The sequence below is a fragment of the Micromonospora parva genome, from assembly GCF_000718515.1.
Classification (GTDB): domain Bacteria; phylum Actinomycetota; class Actinomycetes; order Mycobacteriales; family Micromonosporaceae; genus Micromonospora; species Micromonospora parva.
Genome location: NZ_JNZS01000007.1, coordinates 333892 through 352765, shown reverse-complemented (window position 1 = coordinate 352765; position 18874 = coordinate 333892). Strand labels below are relative to the sequence as shown.

8 protein-coding genes are annotated in these 18874 nt (G+C 70.2%); 4 read left to right on the top strand and 4 right to left on the bottom strand.

All coding sequences use genetic code 11. The features are described from left to right. The first annotated feature begins 8 nt into the window (after positions 1 to 8). Positions 9 to 7679: a SpvB/TcaC N-terminal domain-containing protein gene (locus IF22_RS0111115; RefSeq protein WP_051708331.1), complete on the top strand. Its 7671-nt coding sequence runs from the start codon at positions 9 to 11 to the stop codon at positions 7677 to 7679. Positions 7680 to 8115: 436 nt separating this feature from the next. After that, complete coding sequence (locus tag IF22_RS0111105; RefSeq protein ID WP_167337292.1) at positions 8116 to 9870, top strand: family 43 glycosylhydrolase; 1755 nt, start codon at positions 8116 to 8118, stop codon at positions 9868 to 9870. 99 nt (positions 9871 to 9969) lie between these two features. Here the strand turns inward: IF22_RS0111105 and IF22_RS0111100 are convergent, their stop codons facing one another. Both IF22_RS0111100 and IF22_RS0111095 read right to left on the bottom strand, forming a co-directional pair. Then, complete coding sequence (locus IF22_RS0111100) at positions 9970 to 12909, bottom strand: immunoglobulin-like domain-containing protein (protein WP_167337291.1); 2940 nt, start codon at positions 12907 to 12909, stop codon at positions 9970 to 9972. Between the two features lie 208 nt (positions 12910 to 13117). Beyond that, positions 13118 to 13792, bottom strand: a complete 675-nt coding sequence (locus IF22_RS0111095) for a TetR/AcrR family transcriptional regulator (RefSeq protein WP_036411170.1) — start codon at positions 13790 to 13792, stop codon at positions 13118 to 13120. Positions 13793 to 13843: 51 nt separating this feature from the next. Here IF22_RS0111095 and IF22_RS0111090 point away from each other — a divergent pair, with 51 nt between their 5' ends. After that, positions 13844 to 14773, top strand: a complete 930-nt coding sequence (locus IF22_RS0111090; RefSeq protein WP_030330940.1) for an NADP-dependent oxidoreductase — start codon at positions 13844 to 13846, stop codon at positions 14771 to 14773. Between the two features lie 186 nt (positions 14774 to 14959). On the opposite strand, the gene IF22_RS0111085 is transcribed toward IF22_RS0111090, so the two are convergent. Beyond that, on the bottom strand, positions 14960 to 16444 hold the full coding sequence (locus tag IF22_RS0111085) for a S9 family peptidase (protein ID WP_156057448.1): 1485 nt from the start codon (positions 16442 to 16444) through the stop codon (positions 14960 to 14962). A 560-nt stretch (positions 16445 to 17004) separates the two neighbouring features. Between IF22_RS0111085 and IF22_RS0111080 the strand changes: the two genes are divergently transcribed. Beyond that, positions 17005 to 17400 (top strand): VOC family protein, encoded by a 396-nt coding sequence (locus IF22_RS0111080; RefSeq protein ID WP_030330936.1) that lies wholly within the window; start codon positions 17005 to 17007, stop codon positions 17398 to 17400. An 86-nt stretch (positions 17401 to 17486) separates the two neighbouring features. Here IF22_RS0111080 and IF22_RS0111075 read toward each other — a convergent pair whose 3' ends face one another. Continuing rightward, the gene (locus IF22_RS0111075; RefSeq protein WP_030330934.1) at positions 17487 to 18839 is read right to left on the bottom strand and encodes an FAD-binding oxidoreductase; all 1353 of its coding nucleotides are present in this window, start codon (positions 18837 to 18839) and stop codon (positions 17487 to 17489) included. Between the last annotated feature and the right edge of the window lie 35 nt (positions 18840 to 18874).

Sequence of the window (18874 nt, the reverse complement as noted above, 5' to 3'; positions counted from 1 at the left end):
GGGGAGCGGTGACGACCAGCTATCCGGTCGGCGGCGGATCGTGGGGGCCGGGGCCCGGCTCCCGGTGGCGCGGCTCCGCCGACCCGACCGGCGCGGGCGCTCCCGACGCGGCGGGTGGGGCGTTCGGGCCGGGCGGGCCGACGGCCGACGCGGCCGGCACCGGCACGCCGCCAGCCGGTCAGGGCACGGCCGGGCCAGGGCTCGGCGGACCGGCGATCAGCCTGCCCACCGGCGGCGGCGCGATCCGGGCCATCGGCGAGACGTTCGCCGCCCACCCGGTCACCGGGACCGGCGGCATGTCGGTGCCCATCCCGGTCAGCGGCAGCCGGTCCGGGTTCCAACCCGACCTGACGCTCAGCTACGACTCGGGCGCCGGGAACGGCCCGTTCGGCCTCGGCTGGCAGCTGCCCGTGCCGGCCATCAGCCGGCGCACCGACCGCGGCCTGCCCCGCTACGACGACACCGACACCTTCCTGCTGTCCGGCGAGGACGACCTCATCCCGGTGCCCGGCGGCACCCCGGTCGCCGGGCACACGGTGCAGCGGTTCCGGCCGAGGACCGAGGGGGCGTTCGCCCGGATCGAGCGGTGGACCCGGGACTCCGACGGTGACGTGCACTGGCGCACAGTGTCCGGGGCGAACCTGCTGGCCGTGTACGGCCGCGACGGCGACTCCCGGATCGGCCGGGGCGCGAAGGTGCACACCTGGCTGCTCTGCGAGACCCGGGACGACCGGGGCAACGCCATCACCTACACCTACAAGGCCGAGGACGCCGTCGGCCTGGACCTGGACCGGCCGCACGAACGGCACCGCACCGACCGGCACACCAACCGCTACCTCAAGTCGGTGCGCTACGGCAACGCGGTGCCGCTGCTGGACGCCGACGGTCGACGCCCGGTGGACCTGACGCCGGCCCAGATCGCCGACGCCGGCTGGTTGTTCGAGGTGGTGTTCGACTACGGCGAGCACGACCCGGACGACCCGCGCCCGGCTGACACCGGGGACTGGACCTGCCGGCCGGACCCGTTCTCCACCTATCGCCCGGGATTCGAGGTCCGCACCTACCGGCTGTGCCGCCGGATCCTGATGTTCCACCACTTCCCTGACGAGCCGGAGGTGGGAGCGGACTGCCTGGTCCGCGCGGTGGAGCTGGAATACGCCACCGGGCCGGTGCTGTCCACCCTGGTCGAGGTGACGCAGCGCGGCTACTCCCCGGCCGCCGACGGCGGGCACACCAGCGCCGCACTGCCCCCGGTGACCTTCGAGTACATCCCGGCCACCATCGCACCGACCACCCGGGAACTGGACCGGGACAGCCTGGCGAACCTGCCGGCCGGCGTGGACGGGCGCACCGAGCTGTGGGTGGACCTGGACGGGGAAGGACTCGCCGGGGTGCTGACCGGGCACGAGGGTGCCCTCTACTACCGGCCGAATCTCGGCGCCGGCCGGATCGGCCCGGTCGCCGCGCTGCCCACCGTGCCGTCGCTGACCGACCTGGCCGGCGGACGCCAGCAACTGGTCGACGTGAACGGGGACGGGCGGATCGAGCTGGTCCAACTCGGCACCGTCCCGGCGGGCTTCGTCCGCCGCACCGACGACGCCGGCTGGTCCGATCTGCAACCGTTCCGCGAGCTGCCCGCCGTCGACTGGGCCAGCCCCGACCTGCTGCTGCTGGACCTCACCGGGGACGGCCGGCCCGACCTGCTGCTCACCGGGGACACCGTGCTGACGTGGCACGAGTCGCTGGCCGAGGTGGGGTACGGCCCGGCGCGACCCGCGCTCTGGCCCGCCGACGAGGATCGTGGCCCACGGCTGCTGCGCTCCGACGACCGGCAGAGCGTCTTCCTCGCCGACATGTCCGGCGACGGCCTCACCGACCTGGTCCGGGTCCGCGACGGATCCGTCTGCTACTGGCCCAACGTCGGCTACGGCCGATTCGGCGCCAAGGTCGAGATGGACGACGCGCCGTGGTTCACCGGGCAGGACGAGTTCGACCCCGCCCGGGTGCTCCTCACCGACGTGGACGGCACCGGCATGATGGACCTGTGCTACCTGGGCCGACGGGAGATCCGGCTCTGGTACAACCAGTCCGGTAACAGCTGGTCCGCCCCGGTCGACCTGCCCGACCTGCCGCATGTCACGCCCGACTCGACGGTGACGGTGACCGACCTGCTGGGCACCGGCACCGGCTGCCTGGTCTGGTCGTCGCCGCTGCCCGGCGACGCCTCCGGTCCGGTGCGTTATCTGGACCTGGCCGCCGACGGCAAGCCCCACCTGCTCACCCGGGTGGTGAACAACCTGGGCGGCGAAACCATCATCCGGTACGCCGCTTCCACCGCCTTCCAACTGGCCGACCGGCGCAACGGCCAGCCGTGGGTCACCCGGCTGCCGTTCCCGGTGCAGGTCGTCGAGCAGGTGGAACAGGTCGACCGGATCGCCGGGACCCGGCTGGTCACCGGCTACCGCTACCACCACGGGCACTACGACGGCGACGAGCGGGAGTTCGCCGGCTTCGGCATGGTCGAGCAGATCGACGGCGAGTCGTTCGTGGACCACGTGCTGGGCGTCGAGGCGGTCGACGGGAATCAGGACACTTCGCCCGAGCTGTTCCAGCCACCGGTCACCACGAAGACGTGGTACCACACCGGTGCCCCGGTCGACCTGTCCGCCGAGTGGTACGCCGGCCGGCACCTGCCCAGTGTGGAGCTGCCGGTCGGAGTCTCCGCCGCGGAGCTGCGGGAGAGCCGGCGGGCGCTGCGCGGCCTGCCGCTGCGGCAGGAGGTGTACTCGTACGACGGCAGTGCCGCGCAGGAACACCCGTACGGGGTGGTCGAGCAGACGTATGAGGTGCAGCGGCTGGACGCGCGAGTGTTCGTCGCCGTCGAACGGGAGGCGGTCAGCCTCTCCTACGACCGGGAGCCGGATGAGCCCCGGATCAGCCACCGGCTCAACCTGGTCCTCGGCCCGTACGGCACCGTCGTGCAGGCCGCCGCGGTGGTCTACGGCCGCAGCACTCCCGACCCGGACCTGCCCGCCGAGGTGACCGTCGAGCAGCGGCGCCGTCACGTCACGTACGGCGAGCAGAGCTACACCCCGGACATCGACGACACGGTGCCCGTGCCGGCGTACCGGCTCCGCACCGCGTACGAGGCGGTCGGCCACGAACTGACCGGGCTGGCCCCGGCCGGCCCGCTGTTCACCCGGGCCGAACTGCTCGCCGGATTCGCCGCGGCCACCCCCATCGGGTACGAGGTGGTGGCCGACGGGGTCAGCGCGCAGCGGCGGTTGCTGTCCCGGTCACAGGTGCGGTTCCGGGACAACGCGTTGGCGCCGCTGCCGGCCGGGCAGTGGGACAGCCTGGGGCTGGGACACCAGACGTACCAGCTCGCCTTCACGCCGGCCGCGCTGGCTGCCGGCTACGGCACGGCAGTCACCGGCGCGGACCTGGCCGCCGCCGGATACGTGCAGCTCGACGGTGGCCCGGACTGGTGGATTCCCTCGGGCGAGCTGCGCTATCCCGCCGACCCGGCCGCGCACTTCTACCTGTCCAACGGGGCCCGGGACGCGCTCGGCCTGGCGACGGCGGTCACCTTCGACGACTACCACCTGCTCACCGAGCGGGTGACCATCGACCAGGCGGCCTGGTCGGTCACCACCGCCGTCAACGACTACCGGGTGCTGGGCCCGAGCCTCGTCACCGACCCGAACGGGCAGCGCCGCGCGGTGCGCTACGACGAGCTGGGCCGGGTGGTGGCCTCGGCGCTGCTCGGCCGGCCCGGCGCCGGGGACGGTGACACGCTCGACGATCCGACGTTGACGTTCACCTACGACCCGTTCAACTGGATGGTCAACGGCCAGCCCGCGTACAGCCGGGGCCTGCACCGGGAACGGCACGGCCCGACCAACACGCGCTGGCTGGAGAGCTACGAGTACAGCACCGGCACCGGTGGGGTGGCGATCACCAAGTCGCGGGTGCATCCCGGCAGGGCCCTCGAGGTGGGGGAGGACGGGGTGGCCGTCGAGGTGGACGCCGACCCACGCTGGGTCGGCACCGGCCGCACGGTGGTCAACAACAAGGGCAACCCGGTGAAGCGGTACCAGCCCTACTTCAGCACCACCCACGAGTACGAGGACGCGGCGGCGCTGCGCGAGATCGGCGCCACCGCGATCCGCTACTACGACCCGCTGGGTCGGGCCGTGCTGACCCGGTATCCGGACGGAACCCTCAGCCGGGTCGAGTCCACTGCCTGGTCGCACCGGTTGTTCGACGCCAACGACACGGTGCTCGACAGCCAGTGGTACGCCGAGCGGGGCAGCCCTGCCGTCTCCGATCCGGAACCGGCCGACCCGGCCGTCCGCGCCGCGTGGCTCGCCGCCGCGCACGCCGACACGCCGTCCGTGGTCCACTTCGACAGCCTGGGTCGGGCCGTCTACTCGGTGGCCGACCGGGGAGCCGGCCAGCGCTTCGGCGTACGCACCACCGGAGACCTCACCGGCCGGTCCTCGGACGGGTACGACGCGCTGGGCCGGCACATCGCCAGCGCGGCCACCGCCATGCACGGCGCGGGGGTGCGCTCGTGGAGCGCGGAGAAGGGCGAGCGGTGGGTGTTCCAGGATGTGCTCGGTGGGGTGCGCCGGATCTGGGACGAGCACGGTCGGACGTTCCGCACCACGTACGACGCCCTGCACCGGCCGGTGGGCGTGTACGTCCGGGAGTCCGCCGGCGCGGAGCGCTGCGTGCAGTACGTGGTCTTCGGCGACCGGCACCCGGACGCGGCGACGCTGGGCCTGCACGGCGTGCCCTACCTGGTGTTCGACCAGGCGGGCCAGGTGCGGGTCCCCGCTGTCGACTTCAAGGGCAACCCGCGGCGGGCCGAACGCAGGCTCGCCACCGATGACGTCGCCGGCCCGGACTGGTCGCCGGTTGCCGCCGCGCCCGACCACGCGGCGGTGCTGGCCGCCGCGGCGCCGCTGCTGGAGAGCGAGGCCTTCGGCACCGCCGCCGAGTACGACGCGCTCAACCGTCCGACACTGGTCACCCTGCCCGACGCCACCGAGCTACGACCGGCCTACCTTGAGGGCGGCATGCTCGGCCGGCTGACCGCGCGGCTGCGTGGCCAGGGCGCGGAGGTGGAGTTCCTGTCCGAGCAGGACTACGACGCGCTGGGCCGGCGGCGGTTCGCCCGGCACGGCAACGGCCTGGTCACCGAATACTTCTACGACCCGATGACGTTCCGGTTGGAACGGCTGCTCACCGCCGGGGTACGCGACCTGCGCTACACGTACGACCCGGTGGGCAACGTGACCCGGGTGGCCGAGCCGGGCGCGCCCACCTTCTTCGGCAACGCGGCGGTGCCGGCCGCCAGCGACTACGCGTACGACCCGCTCTACCAGCTGGTCCGGGCGAGCGGGCGGGAGCTGGCCGGGGCGCCGAACGACGCGATCCGCGACCACACCGACGTGCCGCCGGCCGGCAGCCTCACCGATGCCGGCGCGGTACGCGCCTACACCGAGGAGTACGAGTACGACCCGCTCGGTAACCTCACCGTGCTCCGGCACCGGTTCCGGACGCAGGCCGGGGTGGGTGCCGGCTGGACCCGGCACCACCGGTACGCGTACCAGGACGACCCGGCTGACGCCACGAACCGACTGGCCGCCACGAGCGTCCCCGGTGACCCCGACGACGGCCCCTACTCGGCCGGGTACGCGCACGACGCCGTCGGCAACCTGACCGTCATGCCGCACCTGCCGGCGCTGGAGTGGAACGTCCGCGACCAGCTCAGCCGGGTCGACCTCGGCGGCGGCGGTGAGGCCCGGTTCGTCTACGCGGCGAGCGGGCAGCGGCTGCGCAAGATCGTGGACCGGCCGGGCAGCGTCCAACTGGAATGGATCTTCCTGGGCGCGGTCATCGTGTTCCGGCGGCGCAACCGGGTCACCGGCACCCTCCAGCACGAGCGCTGGACCACCACGATCGCCGACGACACCGGCCCGGTCGCCCAGGTGGACGTCAAGACCGTCGACGTCGGCGGCTTCGACCCGGCCAACCCGCTCGGCGTTCCGCTGATCCGCTACCAGCTCACCAACCACCTCGGCTCGGCCGCGCTGGAGACCGACGCGGCCGGGGTGATCATCTCCTACGAGGAGTACCACCCGTACGGCACCACCGCCTACCGGTACGGCCGGCCGGGCGTCGACCTCAGCCTGAAGCGGTACCGCTTCGGCGGGCACGAGGCGGACGACGAGACCGGCTTCTGCTATGCCGGGGCGCGGTACTACGTGCCGTGGTTGGGCCGGTGGGCGAGCACCGACCCGGGTGGCTTCGTCGACGGGGGCAACCTGTTCCGGTACTGCCGCAACAATCCGGTCGGGATGGCAGATCCGTCCGGATTCCGGCCCGCCACCGTCATCGGGCCGGAAACCCACGACATCTCCATCTCGGAGCCCCACTTCACCGGGTCCGAGAACCCCACGGTGGAGGACTTCCGCCGCTATCTCAGCAGCCACGGCGCGACGCTCGATCCACGGATCAACAACAGCAACTCGGTCATCTACTACCAGCCCAACGTCACCCTCAACCTGGAGGGGGGCACCTGGTCCGAGCACCCGGGCGGCACCTGGGTGCTGCACGCCGTACTTCCGCCTCCCGCGCCGCCGCGACCGAGGCCGACGCCGCCGCCTCCGCCGCCGGAGCCGCCACCGGCCGAGCCGCCGCCACCCGCACCGGAGCCGCCACCCGAACCGCCGCCGGCCGCGCCGCCGGCCGCGCCGCCGGCCGACTCCGGCGGCGCGGCCCCGGCCGCACCCGGCGTCACCGGTGGCGCCGCCGCGCACACCGCGCCCGCAGCCGAGAAGTTCATCTGGAACTTCAAGTTCAAGGGCGGCCGGGGAACGTTCCGCGGCAACATCCTCGAATGGCTGTACGGCATGCCGTGGCGCGACAACACGGCGGACTTCGACCTGGAGACCGCGACCACCGTCAAGCAGATCAAGTCGACCGACGTGTACGGCAGGGCCGGTGACATCGCCCGGGAGGCGACCCGGGACGCGGACGCCGCGATCCAGGCCAACCCGAGCGGCACCATGGCCGGCAAGCGGTCTCAGGCCGTCATCATCACCGAGACCGACGCGCCGGCCAGCGTGGGAAACGCGATCCGCACGGCGACCAACCCGGGACGGGGACGGAAGATCCCGGCCACCGCCACGGCGCCGGAGCACGTGCGCGGACTGCCGGGCCGGACCGGCATGGCCGGCAAGGGGCTCAGCGTCCTCGGGTTCGGCCTGTCGGCGTTCGCCCTGTGGGGCGACTACCAGCAGGGCGACTGGGAGATGGGCGTCGGTGACGCGCTCGGCGCGGTCGGCGGTGGCCTGGAGTTGTACGCCATCGCCGTGCCGGGTGCCACGGTCGCCACCGTCAGCGCGATGACCGCTGGACTGGTGATCGGTGGCATCGGTCTGGCCGCCGTCTCGTACGTCAGCATGAACCGGGCGGCCGAGGCTGGCGACACCCCGGGGGTGGTGGCCGGCGCCGTCGGCATCGGCGCGGGTCTGGCCATCGCCGCTGGTGCCATCGGCGTCGCCGCCGGCAGCGTGGTGATCGCCCCGGTCGTGCTCGCGGTCGGCATCGTCGCCGCCATCGGTGTGGGGATCTTCCACGCCGGCCGCTACTTCGACTGGTGGTGACCGACGGCGCATACCGGCACGCGAGCGGTCGAGGGTCTACGCCCGGAACCGTCGCCTACGGGGCGGCGACGGTTCCGGGCACGACTTCGTGTCCGGCGGGAGTGCAGCCACCCGGCAGCGGCAGCGGCGGTGGCGGTAACGGTGCCGTGGCATTGACGTTCTTGACAGGCTCCAGATAGTACGGTTAACATCACCGAAACCTTGTTAGCGCTAACAGCTGCCCGTCGCTGATCCTCGCTCGCTGGGCGAGACCGAGCCCATGAACGTGCGCGCTGAGCGCCCAGCTGGTCGAGCGGACCCGCCTTCTCTCACCCTTCTTGCCTATTCGAAGGGTGCCTCACACCCAGCAACCGACCACGTGAAGTCGGTTGTCCGAAAAATCGGGCGACGGCGATTGTTGTTAGCGCTATCACGACCAGAAGGAAGGTGGGACCTGATGGTTATCGAGAGGGCCGCCGGGAAACGACGTCGAGGGTTGGCGGCAATTGGCCTCGCTCTCCTGGTGGGAATCGGGGTGGGTCAACTGGCACCGATCGTGCCGGCCGCGGCGGAGAAGCCCGTGCCGCCGGCACCGCCGGGCGTCGGACCGCAAACCCCGTCCGCCAAGGTGCCACTGGCCGGTGTCGACATGGCCCAGACGTACGTCAACCCGATCAATTTGCCGGGGATGGCGGTGCGCAACATCGTGGGGACGATGCCACCCACCGACGCGAACGTCGCGAACACGTCGCAGATCCCGGCCAGCTTGAACCTGGAGACGTGGACGGCAGCGTCCGGGCGGACGCTGGCGAGCCGATCCACAGTTGGCTTCAGCAGGATCTCGGAGAACTCCGCCCGCACCGGGGCGGACTGGTCCGCGCTGAACGTCGACGGGACCATCTATCTCTACGCATCAGGTGCCATGCAGAACGCACCGAACAACAACCGCACCGTCTGGTCCACCACCGACTACCTCACGTGGACGCCCCACCAGATGAACCTGGGCCTGGTCGCGCCGACCGTCGTCCAGCTCGGCGACAAGTTCTACATGGCCGGCAACAACACGCCGGTCTATCAAGCCGACTCGCCCACCGGGCCGTGGACCAGCATGGGCAACTTCCTGCGCCCGACCGGCCAGACCCTGAGCGTCGGCGACGTGCAGTTCTTCCCGGACACCGACGGTCGGCTGTATCTGACGTACAACATCGGCTCACCGATCATGGGCGCCGAACTCGACCCGAACAATCCCCGCCAGCTCATCAGCGACCCGGTCGTGCTCTGGACCTTCGACCCGCGCCAGGAGTGGCAGCACATCGGTGACAACAAGGCCACCTACACACACGGGTACGTGGAGGGTTCGCAGCTGTTCAAGGTGAGGGACACCTACTACCTCTCGGTCGCGTCCGGTGGCACGGAGTTCACCACGTACGCGACCGGCGTGATGACCTCGGACAAACCGCTTTCCGGATTCAAGGTCACCCAGCAGAACCCGATCGGCTACGGGAACAACCACCCGAGTGCGGTGTACCCGAACGCCGGGCACGGCAGCTTCGTCCTCGACAACTCCGGAAACCTGGTGTTCTTCTACACCTATGTCATCGCCTACGAGGAGTTCTTCGAGCGGCGACTGGGCATGGACGTCTGCACCGTGATTCCCGCCGGTCCGAAACGGGGAGCGATCGACTGCGAGTTGTCCAACACGCCGCAACTGGCCCCGGGTAAGAAAATCTCGGGCCGGGACGACGTCGGGCTCTACAACGTGGCCACCAACAGCCAGGCGTACTGGGCAAGCAGCTATGCGCCCGGGCGTAACCCGTACTACGGATCGGACCGTTCCCTCTCCACGTGGTGGGAGCCGGCGGACAGCGACACCGCGCCCACGTACATCAGGGGCTTCGGGACCGTCTTCCACATCTCCGCCGCGCAGATCCAGTGGAAGGAGCTCGGGCGCACGTTCACCAGTGACAACGCCGTGCGGTACACGCTGGAGTACAAGGACATCCCCACCAACACGTGGCGGCCCCTGGTCGACAGGAGCACGAACACCACCGCGTACACGGCTGACTACGTCACCTTCGACCGGGCGCTGACGAACGCGGTCAGGCTGAAGGTCCTGGGTACGACCGAGAACGTCAAGGTCGGCGTCCACGAACTCAACGTGTTCGGCGAGAACTACAACCTGGTCGTCTCGAAGGGCATGATCACTCCGTAGTCCGGCCGCGGGGTCGAGCACGAGGGGAGCGGGCGGGATCCACTGATCCCACCCGCTCCTTCCTGCGCCGCCCTTCAGCGGTGCGGGTTCCTGGGCTGGCTACCGCACCGTCAACTTCTGATAGTTACCGGCGTGGGGCTGGTAGGTCGGGTTGCCGGAGTAGGCGACGTGGACCTGGTACGACCCGCGCCGCAGACCAGCGGTCGGCAACTCGACGACGGCCTTACCGTCCACCAGCGGCACGACCTGCACGGTGCCGCCGAAGGTGACGGTGACCTCGCCGGTCGGGGTCGGAGCGTTCTTCTTGGGCCCGCCCGTCGGCCCCACGCTCACGTTCAGCGTGAACGTGTCCCCGCGGACAACCGACGCCGGCGTGGCCTTCGCGTGGACCTTGACGGCGGCCGTACCGGAGGGCACCTCGAACGACGCCGTAGCCTCCGACGCCTTCAGGTAGTCGAAGCCCAGGTATTCGGCCTTGACCGTCCGGGCACCCGCAGGCAGACCCGTCGGCAGCGTGACAGTGGCCGCGCCGTCGCTCAGGTGGGCGAGCGTCGACCACGAGCCGACACTGAGCCGCACCTGACCACCGGTCTCGAACCCGTCGGCTGCCGTGACGGTCACGGTGGCCGTGGTCGCCTGGGCCCCGCTCGCGTACGGCTGGACGGCCACCTCGGTGGTGGTCGCGACGTCGCTGTTCGGGATCCCGCGGATGTCGTTCCACTCGCGCACGGTCAGCGGGATCACGGTGCCGTGACGCGGACGGACGACACCCGCGTTGGTCATCGTGATCGCCTTGGCGTTCCAGGTCGGCGCCTCGATGTTCTCGTGGCACGCGGCCTGGTACCCACCGCCGTTCGTGTACCGGTCACCCCAGAGGTAGAACTGGCCGGGGCAGGCGGTGTCACCGGGGTTGGCCTTGAAGATGACCGGTCCCTCGTACCCCTGGTTGGCGACCCACGTCGTGCGCCCCAGCGCCGGCGCGACCAACGTCCAGTTGTCGATGTTGCTGTCCAGGAAGTCGGTGTGCTTCTCCGAGAAGATGTCCGAGCCCTGGTTGCCGGCCTCGTTCTTGGTCACGCGGTAGTAGTTGTCGCCGACCCGGATCGCTGTCGTGTCGATCCGTGACAGCGGGGCCGGGTTCTGCCAGACCTGGGGAGCGGAGAACGTCTGGAAGTCCCGCGTCGTGGCGTACCACATCTGCGCGTTGCCCTGACCCGTGCGGTTCACCGGGTCGCTCCAGAGCGACTGGGCCCAGAACACGACGTAGGCGCCGATTTCCTCCACCCACAGCGACTCCGGCGCGAAGGCGTTGCCCGCGTTGTCGGGCGCGACCTTCACGTGCCGCTGCGGGGTCCAGTTCACCAGGTCGTGCGACTCGAACACCTCGATGTACTGGGTGTCGTTGATGGCGTACCCGCCCTGGTCGTACCAGTTCAGGTCGGTAGCGATCATGTAGAACGTGTCGCCGTCAGGTGAGCGGACGATGTGCGGGTCACGAAGACCCTGGTCGCCCAGCTGGGAGATGAGTGACGGCCGACCCCCGGTCAGGCCGGTCCAGTCCAGCGCGGTGTTCCCGTTGGATGTCGCGAACATGATCTGCTCGCCGTCGGCGATCCCCTCACCCTTGAAGTACCCCATGAAGTACCGCTCGTACTCCTCGGAGCGCGGCATGGCGACGACGCGCACCGGGAACGACTTCGTCTGCGAGGTCGCGCCCTTGGTGATGGTCGCGGTCAGGGTGGCGGCAACATCCGCACGGCCGAAGGCCGGGCGGGTGACCACACCCGTCGGGGTGACGAGGTCGGTGGTCGACCGCCAGGTGATCGTGGAGCCGAACTCGCCCCTGGCGGCAAGGTCGAGGTTCCCGCGTACGTCGTTGGTGGTGTTCAGGGCCAGGTCGAAGGTGTCACGGTCGACAGCCTGCGCATCGTCGAACTCGGCCTTCACCACGACGGGGATGTCCCGCGTGCTGACCTCCTGGGCGCCCTTGCGGACAGTCGCCGTGAGCGTGGCTGTCGCGTCCGGCTGCCCCTGCGCGGGCCGGGTGATCCTGCCGGTCACCGCCACCTTGCGGGCGCTGGCGACGGCCGGCGGGGTGTGGACCGCGACGACCGACGGGTCGGAGCTCGTCCACGTGATGGTCGAGCCCGCCACGGAGCCCACCTTCGGCAGCGTGATGTCACGGACGATCGCACTGGTCAGGCCAAGATCGATGGCGTCGGTGTCGGCGCGGACGCCGTCGGAGACGGTCCGCTGCGCGAGGGCGAGTGTCTCGTCGAGACTGACCGCCCGGTCGTACACCCGGAAGTCTCGGATCGTCCCGCGGAACGAATAGTGGCCCGACGTCTGCGAGCGACCCAGGAAATTGCAGTTCGTCCCCGCGGCGTTCACCGAGGGCGGCGTGGTCAGGTTCGTCGACGTCGCGTGCAGCACGCCGTCGAGGTAGAGCCTGCCGGTCCAACTCGTACCGGTCGAGTTCAGTGACTGGGTGAAGGTGACGTGCGTCCACGCTCCCTCCAGCATGCGGACCCGGTTCTGCTGGAGGTTCGCCGGACCCACCGCGACGCGGAACCGCTGGGTGTTCGACGCGAAGATCGAACCCTCGGCCCCGGTGTCAACGTCGCACGAGCCGGACTTGCGACCAAAACCCCACATCTGGTGCTCGCCGACGTTCGCCGGGTCAACCCAGACGTCATAGTCGACGGTGAGGTTGGACATGCCGGCGGTGATGTCGTTCGGCAGCTTCACGTACGCGCCGTCGAGGGCGAACCTGACTCCCTCGCCGGTCAAGGTCGCCTTCTCGGGGTTCACCAGCGTGGCGTTCGCCACCGATCCCGCGCTACCCGAGTTGACCAACGTCGTCCCACTGGTCTCGTCGAGCGCGAAATGATGCACCAGACCGTCGTCGAGTTGCTCCTCGGCAGCGTGTGCGGGCACCGCCGCGGACGAGACCGAGAGCAGCGCACCCAGTGCCAGGACCGCGACACCTCTACCTCTCCGACCCAACCCGAGACGTGGCCTTCGCTGTCGCAGTCTCAATGGACCCTCCTTGACCGGTGGATGGCTCCCTCTGATGTGGACGGGGGTTGTTAACGCTAACTACGCTGTGCTGCCGGGTCAACGCAGCACGTCGTGGCCCGGCCCCACGGACTGCGTGGTTTGACGGTGGGCACCCGGGGCGGCCTCACCCAGAGCGACGAGGAGACCCATCCCGCGCCGGAGACGACGGCCGAGGCCAGGGCAGTGGCTAACCGGCGGCCAGGCCGCCCTCGTCGCCGGGCTCCGCTGGCCCGCGCGACACCGGTGCGGGGGGTGCCAGCCGCGCCGCAGGCGGCAGCGGTGAGGCATCCGGGCTGGCGCGGAATGCCTGGATGGCGAGCGCGGCGAAGCGCCGGGAGGCGGCGACCCTGGCGGTCGGCGACGGCGCGTGGATACCGCTGTTGGCCATGAGTACGAGGATGACGTCGTCCAGGGCGAAGTCGGGGCGCAGACGGCCGGCTTCCTTGGCCCGGCGGGCCAACTCGGCGATCGACCGGAGAGCGTATTCGCGGCGCGCGTCGAAATCCACGGCATTGGGAAACGTCGAGATCAAAGCCGCGGTGAAACCCCCATCGCGTGCGTTCAGTTCACACATCTTCTCAATGACAAGACAGAAACCGTGCCACGGATCCGGATCGGCGAGACCTTCGTCGACGACGGCGCGGCAGGCGTACATCTGCTCTGCGAAGGCCTCGGTGACCAACATCTCCTTGGTCGGGAACCTGCGGTACAGGGTGGCCGGCGCCACTCCGGCATGCCGTGCGACCTCCCGCATCGGCACGTCCAGACCCGCAACGGCGAAGACCGCGCGGGCGGCGTCGAGGATGCGCTCCCGGTTGTCCAGCGCGTCGGAGCGAAGGGTGTGAGACAAATGGGCGGTCACTGCTCTCACTTTAGCGAGGCGGACGGCGCAGGCGCGTTAGCGTCCCCGCACATGAGGGCTCTGCAATTTTCCCAGTACGGTCCCGCGAGTGTGCTTGCGGTCTCGGAGGCACCGGAACCGCACGCCGGACCCGGGCAGATCCGGGTGGCGGTTCGGGCTTCGGGTGTCAATCCGGCCGACACATACGTCCGCGCCGGCCGATTCCAGGAATGGATTCCGCTCCGCCTGCCGCACGTGCCAGGCGTCGACGCAGCCGGCGTGGTGGACGAGATCGGTGACGGGGTGACCACGGTCCGGCCAGGCGACGAGGTGTTCGGGATCACGGACTACGCCCAGATGGGCGGAGCGAACGCCGAATACGCCGTCCTGGCCGCGTGGGCACCGAAGCCGGCCGCCCTGAGTTGGGAACAGGCGGGCGGCGCGGCCGGCAACATCGAGACGGCCACCCGCGTGCTCGACCTGCTGGGCGTGCGGGCCGGCACCACGCTGTTGATCGAGGGTGCGGCCGGCGGGGTCGGTACGACGGCGATCCAACTCGCTGTCGCTCGCGGCGCGGCCGTCATCGGCACGGCCAGCGACCGCAATCACGGCTTCCTGGCCTCGCTCGGGGCCATCCCGACCACCTACGGCTCCGGGCTGGCCGGGCGGGTCGACGCGCTGCTGCCCGGCGGAGTGGATGCGGTACTCGACTGTGCCGGCTCCGGCTCGATACCCGACCTGGTCCGGCTGGTCTCCGGCCCGGACAGGGTGGTGAGCATCGCGGACATCAACGCCCCGGCGTACGGCGTGCACCTGTCGCGCGGCTCTGGCCCCGGCGCGGACTCACCGGCTCTCGAAGGGATCGCCGCCGCCGGCGAACTCGCCGAGCGGAGCCGCTTCACGGTGCCGGTCGCAGCCGTCTTCTCCCTGGAGGAAGCGGCCGCCGCCCACGAGTTGAGTGAGTCCCGCCACGCGCGAGGAAAGATCGTGCTGAAGCCGTAGCGCGCCCCACCCGCCATTGACCCAGTTCGTGGGCCCGGGCTTCGCTCCTGGCCCACGAACTGGGTCACCTGAACAAGGGCGATCCGCTTCGGGTAGGGAGGACCCTGCTGGCGAGGACGTTCGACACCGGCGGTAGCGGCCACCGGTTTGCGGAACCCCTGGTGGCGGGCCGTACGCCCGGCGGACTCACTGGCCGAGCAGGGGAGAGGAACTGTCGTTCTCCTCGGGGTGGTCGTCCATGGAGTGCCCGCTCTGGCCAACGGAGCCGCCGCGACCGCGCAAGTGCCTGATGAGGAACTCGCCGGCATCCGCGAAGGCCCTCGCCTGGTTGTCGCGGCGAAGCAGGCCGTGGCCTTCGTCTGGGAAGACCTCGTAGCGCACCTCGACGCCACGGGATCGAAGCCGCTCGACGATCTGATCGCTCTCCTGCCGTGGTACGCGAGGATCGTTGGCGCCCTGGACGACCATCAGGGGAGCTTGGATCCGGTCGGCGTGGGTGACCGGCGAGCGCGCCATCAGTCGATCCGCATCGGCTTCCGGGTCACCGATCACCGCGGCCACCAACGAGCGCCACGTCGGCGGTGACGCCTTGGCCAAGGTGACCAGATTGCTCGGTCCATAGAAATCGACACCGGCGGCCCAGTTCAGCTCCGACAGCCGGCTGAGGCACGACAACACGGCGAAGCCGCCGTAGGAGGCACCCATGACGCCGATGCGATTCGGGTCGATCCACTCCTGCGCCCGCAGGTACGCGACGGCGTCAGCGAGGTCGGTCAGATCGCCACCGCCCCAGTCGCGGTTGACGAGGTCGGAGTAGGTGCGGCCGTAACCAAGAGAACCCCGCACGTTGGGAGCGAAGACGCCGATGCCATGTGCCAGGAGATACTGGTAGAAGCCGTCATGCATATAGACCGGCAACTCCTGCCAGGCCGGACCACCGTGGATCGAGATCAGGACACCGGCTGGTTCCGGTCCTTCAGGACGGTAGAGATAGCCAGGGATCTGGCGGCCGTCCTGCGCCGGATAACGAACCAACGTCGGCTCCCGGAAGGTGGCGGGGTCGGCCGCGACCGGCCGAACGTTGCTCAGCCACCTGAGCTCTCCAAGCTCCAGATCAATCAGGAGAATGTTCCACGGTCGGGTTGCTGTGGACAGCCGCAGCACGACGAACCGCCCGTCGCCGGACACGGTGAGGCCGGTCCCCGTGCCAGCTGGCAGTTCCGGCATGCGGATGTCGACGCCGCTGACGAGGTCACGCCCGCGCAGTTGGGAGAAGCCGTCGACGTTGACGTTCCAGACCAGGACCCGGCCGTCCGCCGAGAGAGCGACCTCCTCCACATCCCAATCCGGGGTGTCCAGCCAGGTGAGGGCGCCGCTTTCGGCATCCATGGTCGCGAGCCCGGTGAACTCCCGACCGACGTTCGACAGCACCAGAAATCCGCTGCCGTCCCTCAGCCACGGCCCCAACCAGTAGGTCGCCACATCGTCGTACGGCGTCAACGATCGCGGTTCGGCACCGTCGACAGTTATGAGATGGACCAGGTGGTCGCTGTTGGTGGTCCGCCATTCGGCGAGGGTGAGCCGGGACCCGTCGGGGGACCAGTGCCCGGGGTGGACCCTGCCGCCGCCGGTGTAGATCCGGCGTACCTCATCGGTCGGCAGGTCGTGCACAAGCACGTCCTGGTCGGCCGGATTCCGGTCGTTACCGCAGTAGGCGATGAACCGGCCGTCGGGGGAGAACGGGTCGCCGAGGGCAGCCGAGTACTGCACGTCCGGCGCGTCGGTTAGCTGCACCGTGATCCCGCCAGCAGCGTCGACCCGGTACAGCTGCGTGTTCTCGTCCCCGCTGTCGTCGGCGAGGAACAACAGCCATTCACCGCCGGGATGCCATGCCACCCGACGGACCGTCGAGTCGGTGCCGGCGGTAAGACGTCGCGTGTCGCCAGCCGACAGTGCTTGGGTGACCAGGTTGAATTGTCCGTTGGCGTCATCGACGTAGGCGATCGAGTCACCATCGGGAGCGATCGCCAGTGTCGGCAGGAATCTCAAGCCTGACTGAAAGTCGCGGTATCCGGACACGTGGTGAATCCTAGACACTCGATGCACTCTGGCGGCGGCACCGACCAGGCCAGCTACCCGCCGCTCAGCGCACTGCGGCCGACATCGACACCCACGCCAGACACCTGCTGCCTGCCCTCAACGCCACCCGAACCTAACGGAGAGATGCCGCCATGACAGCGACTGAGCAGCACGCCAGCGTCCGATACATCGTCGATGACGTCCAGGCGGCCATCGACTTCTACACCACCCACCTCGGCTTCACAGTGCACACCAGCGCCGTGCCCGCCTTCGCCGACGTCGTACGCGGCCCGCTGCGGCTGCTGCTGTCCGGGCCGGCCAGCTCCGGCGCCCGCGCCACCCCCGACGACGCCGCGGACGCCGGACGCAACCGCATCCACCTCATCGTCGACGATCTGGATGCGGAGATCGACCGACTACGCGGCGAAGGGGTGTCGTTCCGCAGCGACGTGATCGCCGGCCCCGGCGGGCGCCAGATCCTGCTCGCCGACCCCGCCGCCAACCTCATCGAACTGTTCCAACCCGCCCACCGCCCAACCGCACAGTGACCTCCACCCGGCGCGCGTCGAGGCGGTGACCCGCCGGTGCGCGGTGGATCCTGCCGGCGGGCGTCGGCGCTGCCAGGGGGTACGCGCTACCGGCTGTGGGGCCGGATGTTGTGGTTGAGGTGGAACACGTTGTGGGGGTCCCAGACCGTCTTGAGGGCGGTGAGCCTGGCGAGCTTGGCGGCCGGGTACGCGCGGCGTACCCCGTGTTGCCCCTCGTCGGCGGCGAGTGAGTTGACGTAGACGCCGTCGGCGTACGGGCCCAGTGCCGCTCCGGCACTGCGCGCCGCTGCCATCCGAACGTCGTCTTCGGCCGGATCGGTCCAGCGGGAGCCAGCGCCGAACTCGAACGCGGTACCGCGGTGACTGAACGCCGCGTCGGCATCCGCGACGTCAGCGATCGCGCCACCGTGCGCCTGCAGGCCGACACCGGGCAGGTGGGTGCCGGCGTGCAGGTCTGCCGCACCGCGCAGCAGGAACGCCTCGATCGCGGCGGTGGGGAACCGCCGCAGGTAGTGCGCGCTGGAGTACCGGCGGTAGGCGTGGCCGCCGACGGTGTCGTCGCGTTGCTGCAACTGCAGGTATGACGGGGTGGTGACCCGCTCAGCGACCGGGCGCCCGAGGGCGCGCATCGCCGGCAGCAACCGGAGACCCGGTGCCGGGTCGCCGACCCACACGAAGCCGACGGTGGCGATGGGGCCGCTGGCAGTGTCGTGGACATCAGCGGTGAAGGTCGCCTCCCGTGGCGCGACGGCGTTGAGGTCCCGCCAGCCTTCGAGCACCGGCACGGCGTCCTCGGCGCGGAAGTCGAACTCGGCCACCAGGGTCCGCGTACCGATGTGGTGCAGGTGGAAGTCGAAGTCGGTGACGATGCCGAAGTTGCCACCCCCGCCGCGCAGGCCCCAGTAGAGGTCGGGGTTCTCGGTTCGGCTCGCGGTGACCACCTTCCCGTCCGCGGTGACCATCGTGTAGGAGACGACGTTGTCGCAGGCCAGACCGTGCTGGCGGGCGAGCCAGCCCATGCCGCCGCCGAGGGTCAGGCCGCCGACCCCGGTGTGCGAGACGTTGCCGGCAGTCGTGGCGAGGCCGTACGGCTGCGACGCCCGGTCGAGTGCGCCGAGCAGCGCGCCACCCTGGACCCGGGCGCGTCGCCGGATCGGGTCGACCCGAACGCCGTTCAACGGGGTCAGGTCGATCATGAGGCCGTTCGCGGGGACGGCGAAGCCGGCCACGTTGTGCCCGCCGCAGCGTACGCCGATCTCCAGGTCGAGGTCGCGGGCCAGGCGCACCGCGGCCACCACGTCGGTGACGCTCGCGGCCTGCACGATCATCCGCGGCTGCCGGTCAACCATGGCGTTCCAGACGGTGCGGGCCGCGTCGTAACCCGGATCACCGGGGGTGAGGACGCGGCCGTCAAAGCGGGGATTGGTCGTTGTCGTCATACATCTGAGCCTGATGGAAATCGGTACACCCGGTA

Coding starts and splice junctions, on each gene's coding strand:
- IF22_RS0111105 (WP_167337292.1), top strand. CDS start 8,116: ATGGTTATCGAGAGGGCCGCCGGGAAACGACGTCGAGGGTTGGCGGCA.
- IF22_RS0111090 (WP_030330940.1), top strand. CDS start 13,844: ATGAGGGCTCTGCAATTTTCCCAGTACGGTCCCGCGAGTGTGCTTGCG.
- IF22_RS0111080 (WP_030330936.1), top strand. CDS start 17,005: ATGACAGCGACTGAGCAGCACGCCAGCGTCCGATACATCGTCGATGAC.
- IF22_RS0111075 (WP_030330934.1), bottom strand. CDS start 18,839: ATGACGACAACGACCAATCCCCGCTTTGACGGCCGCGTCCTCACCCCC.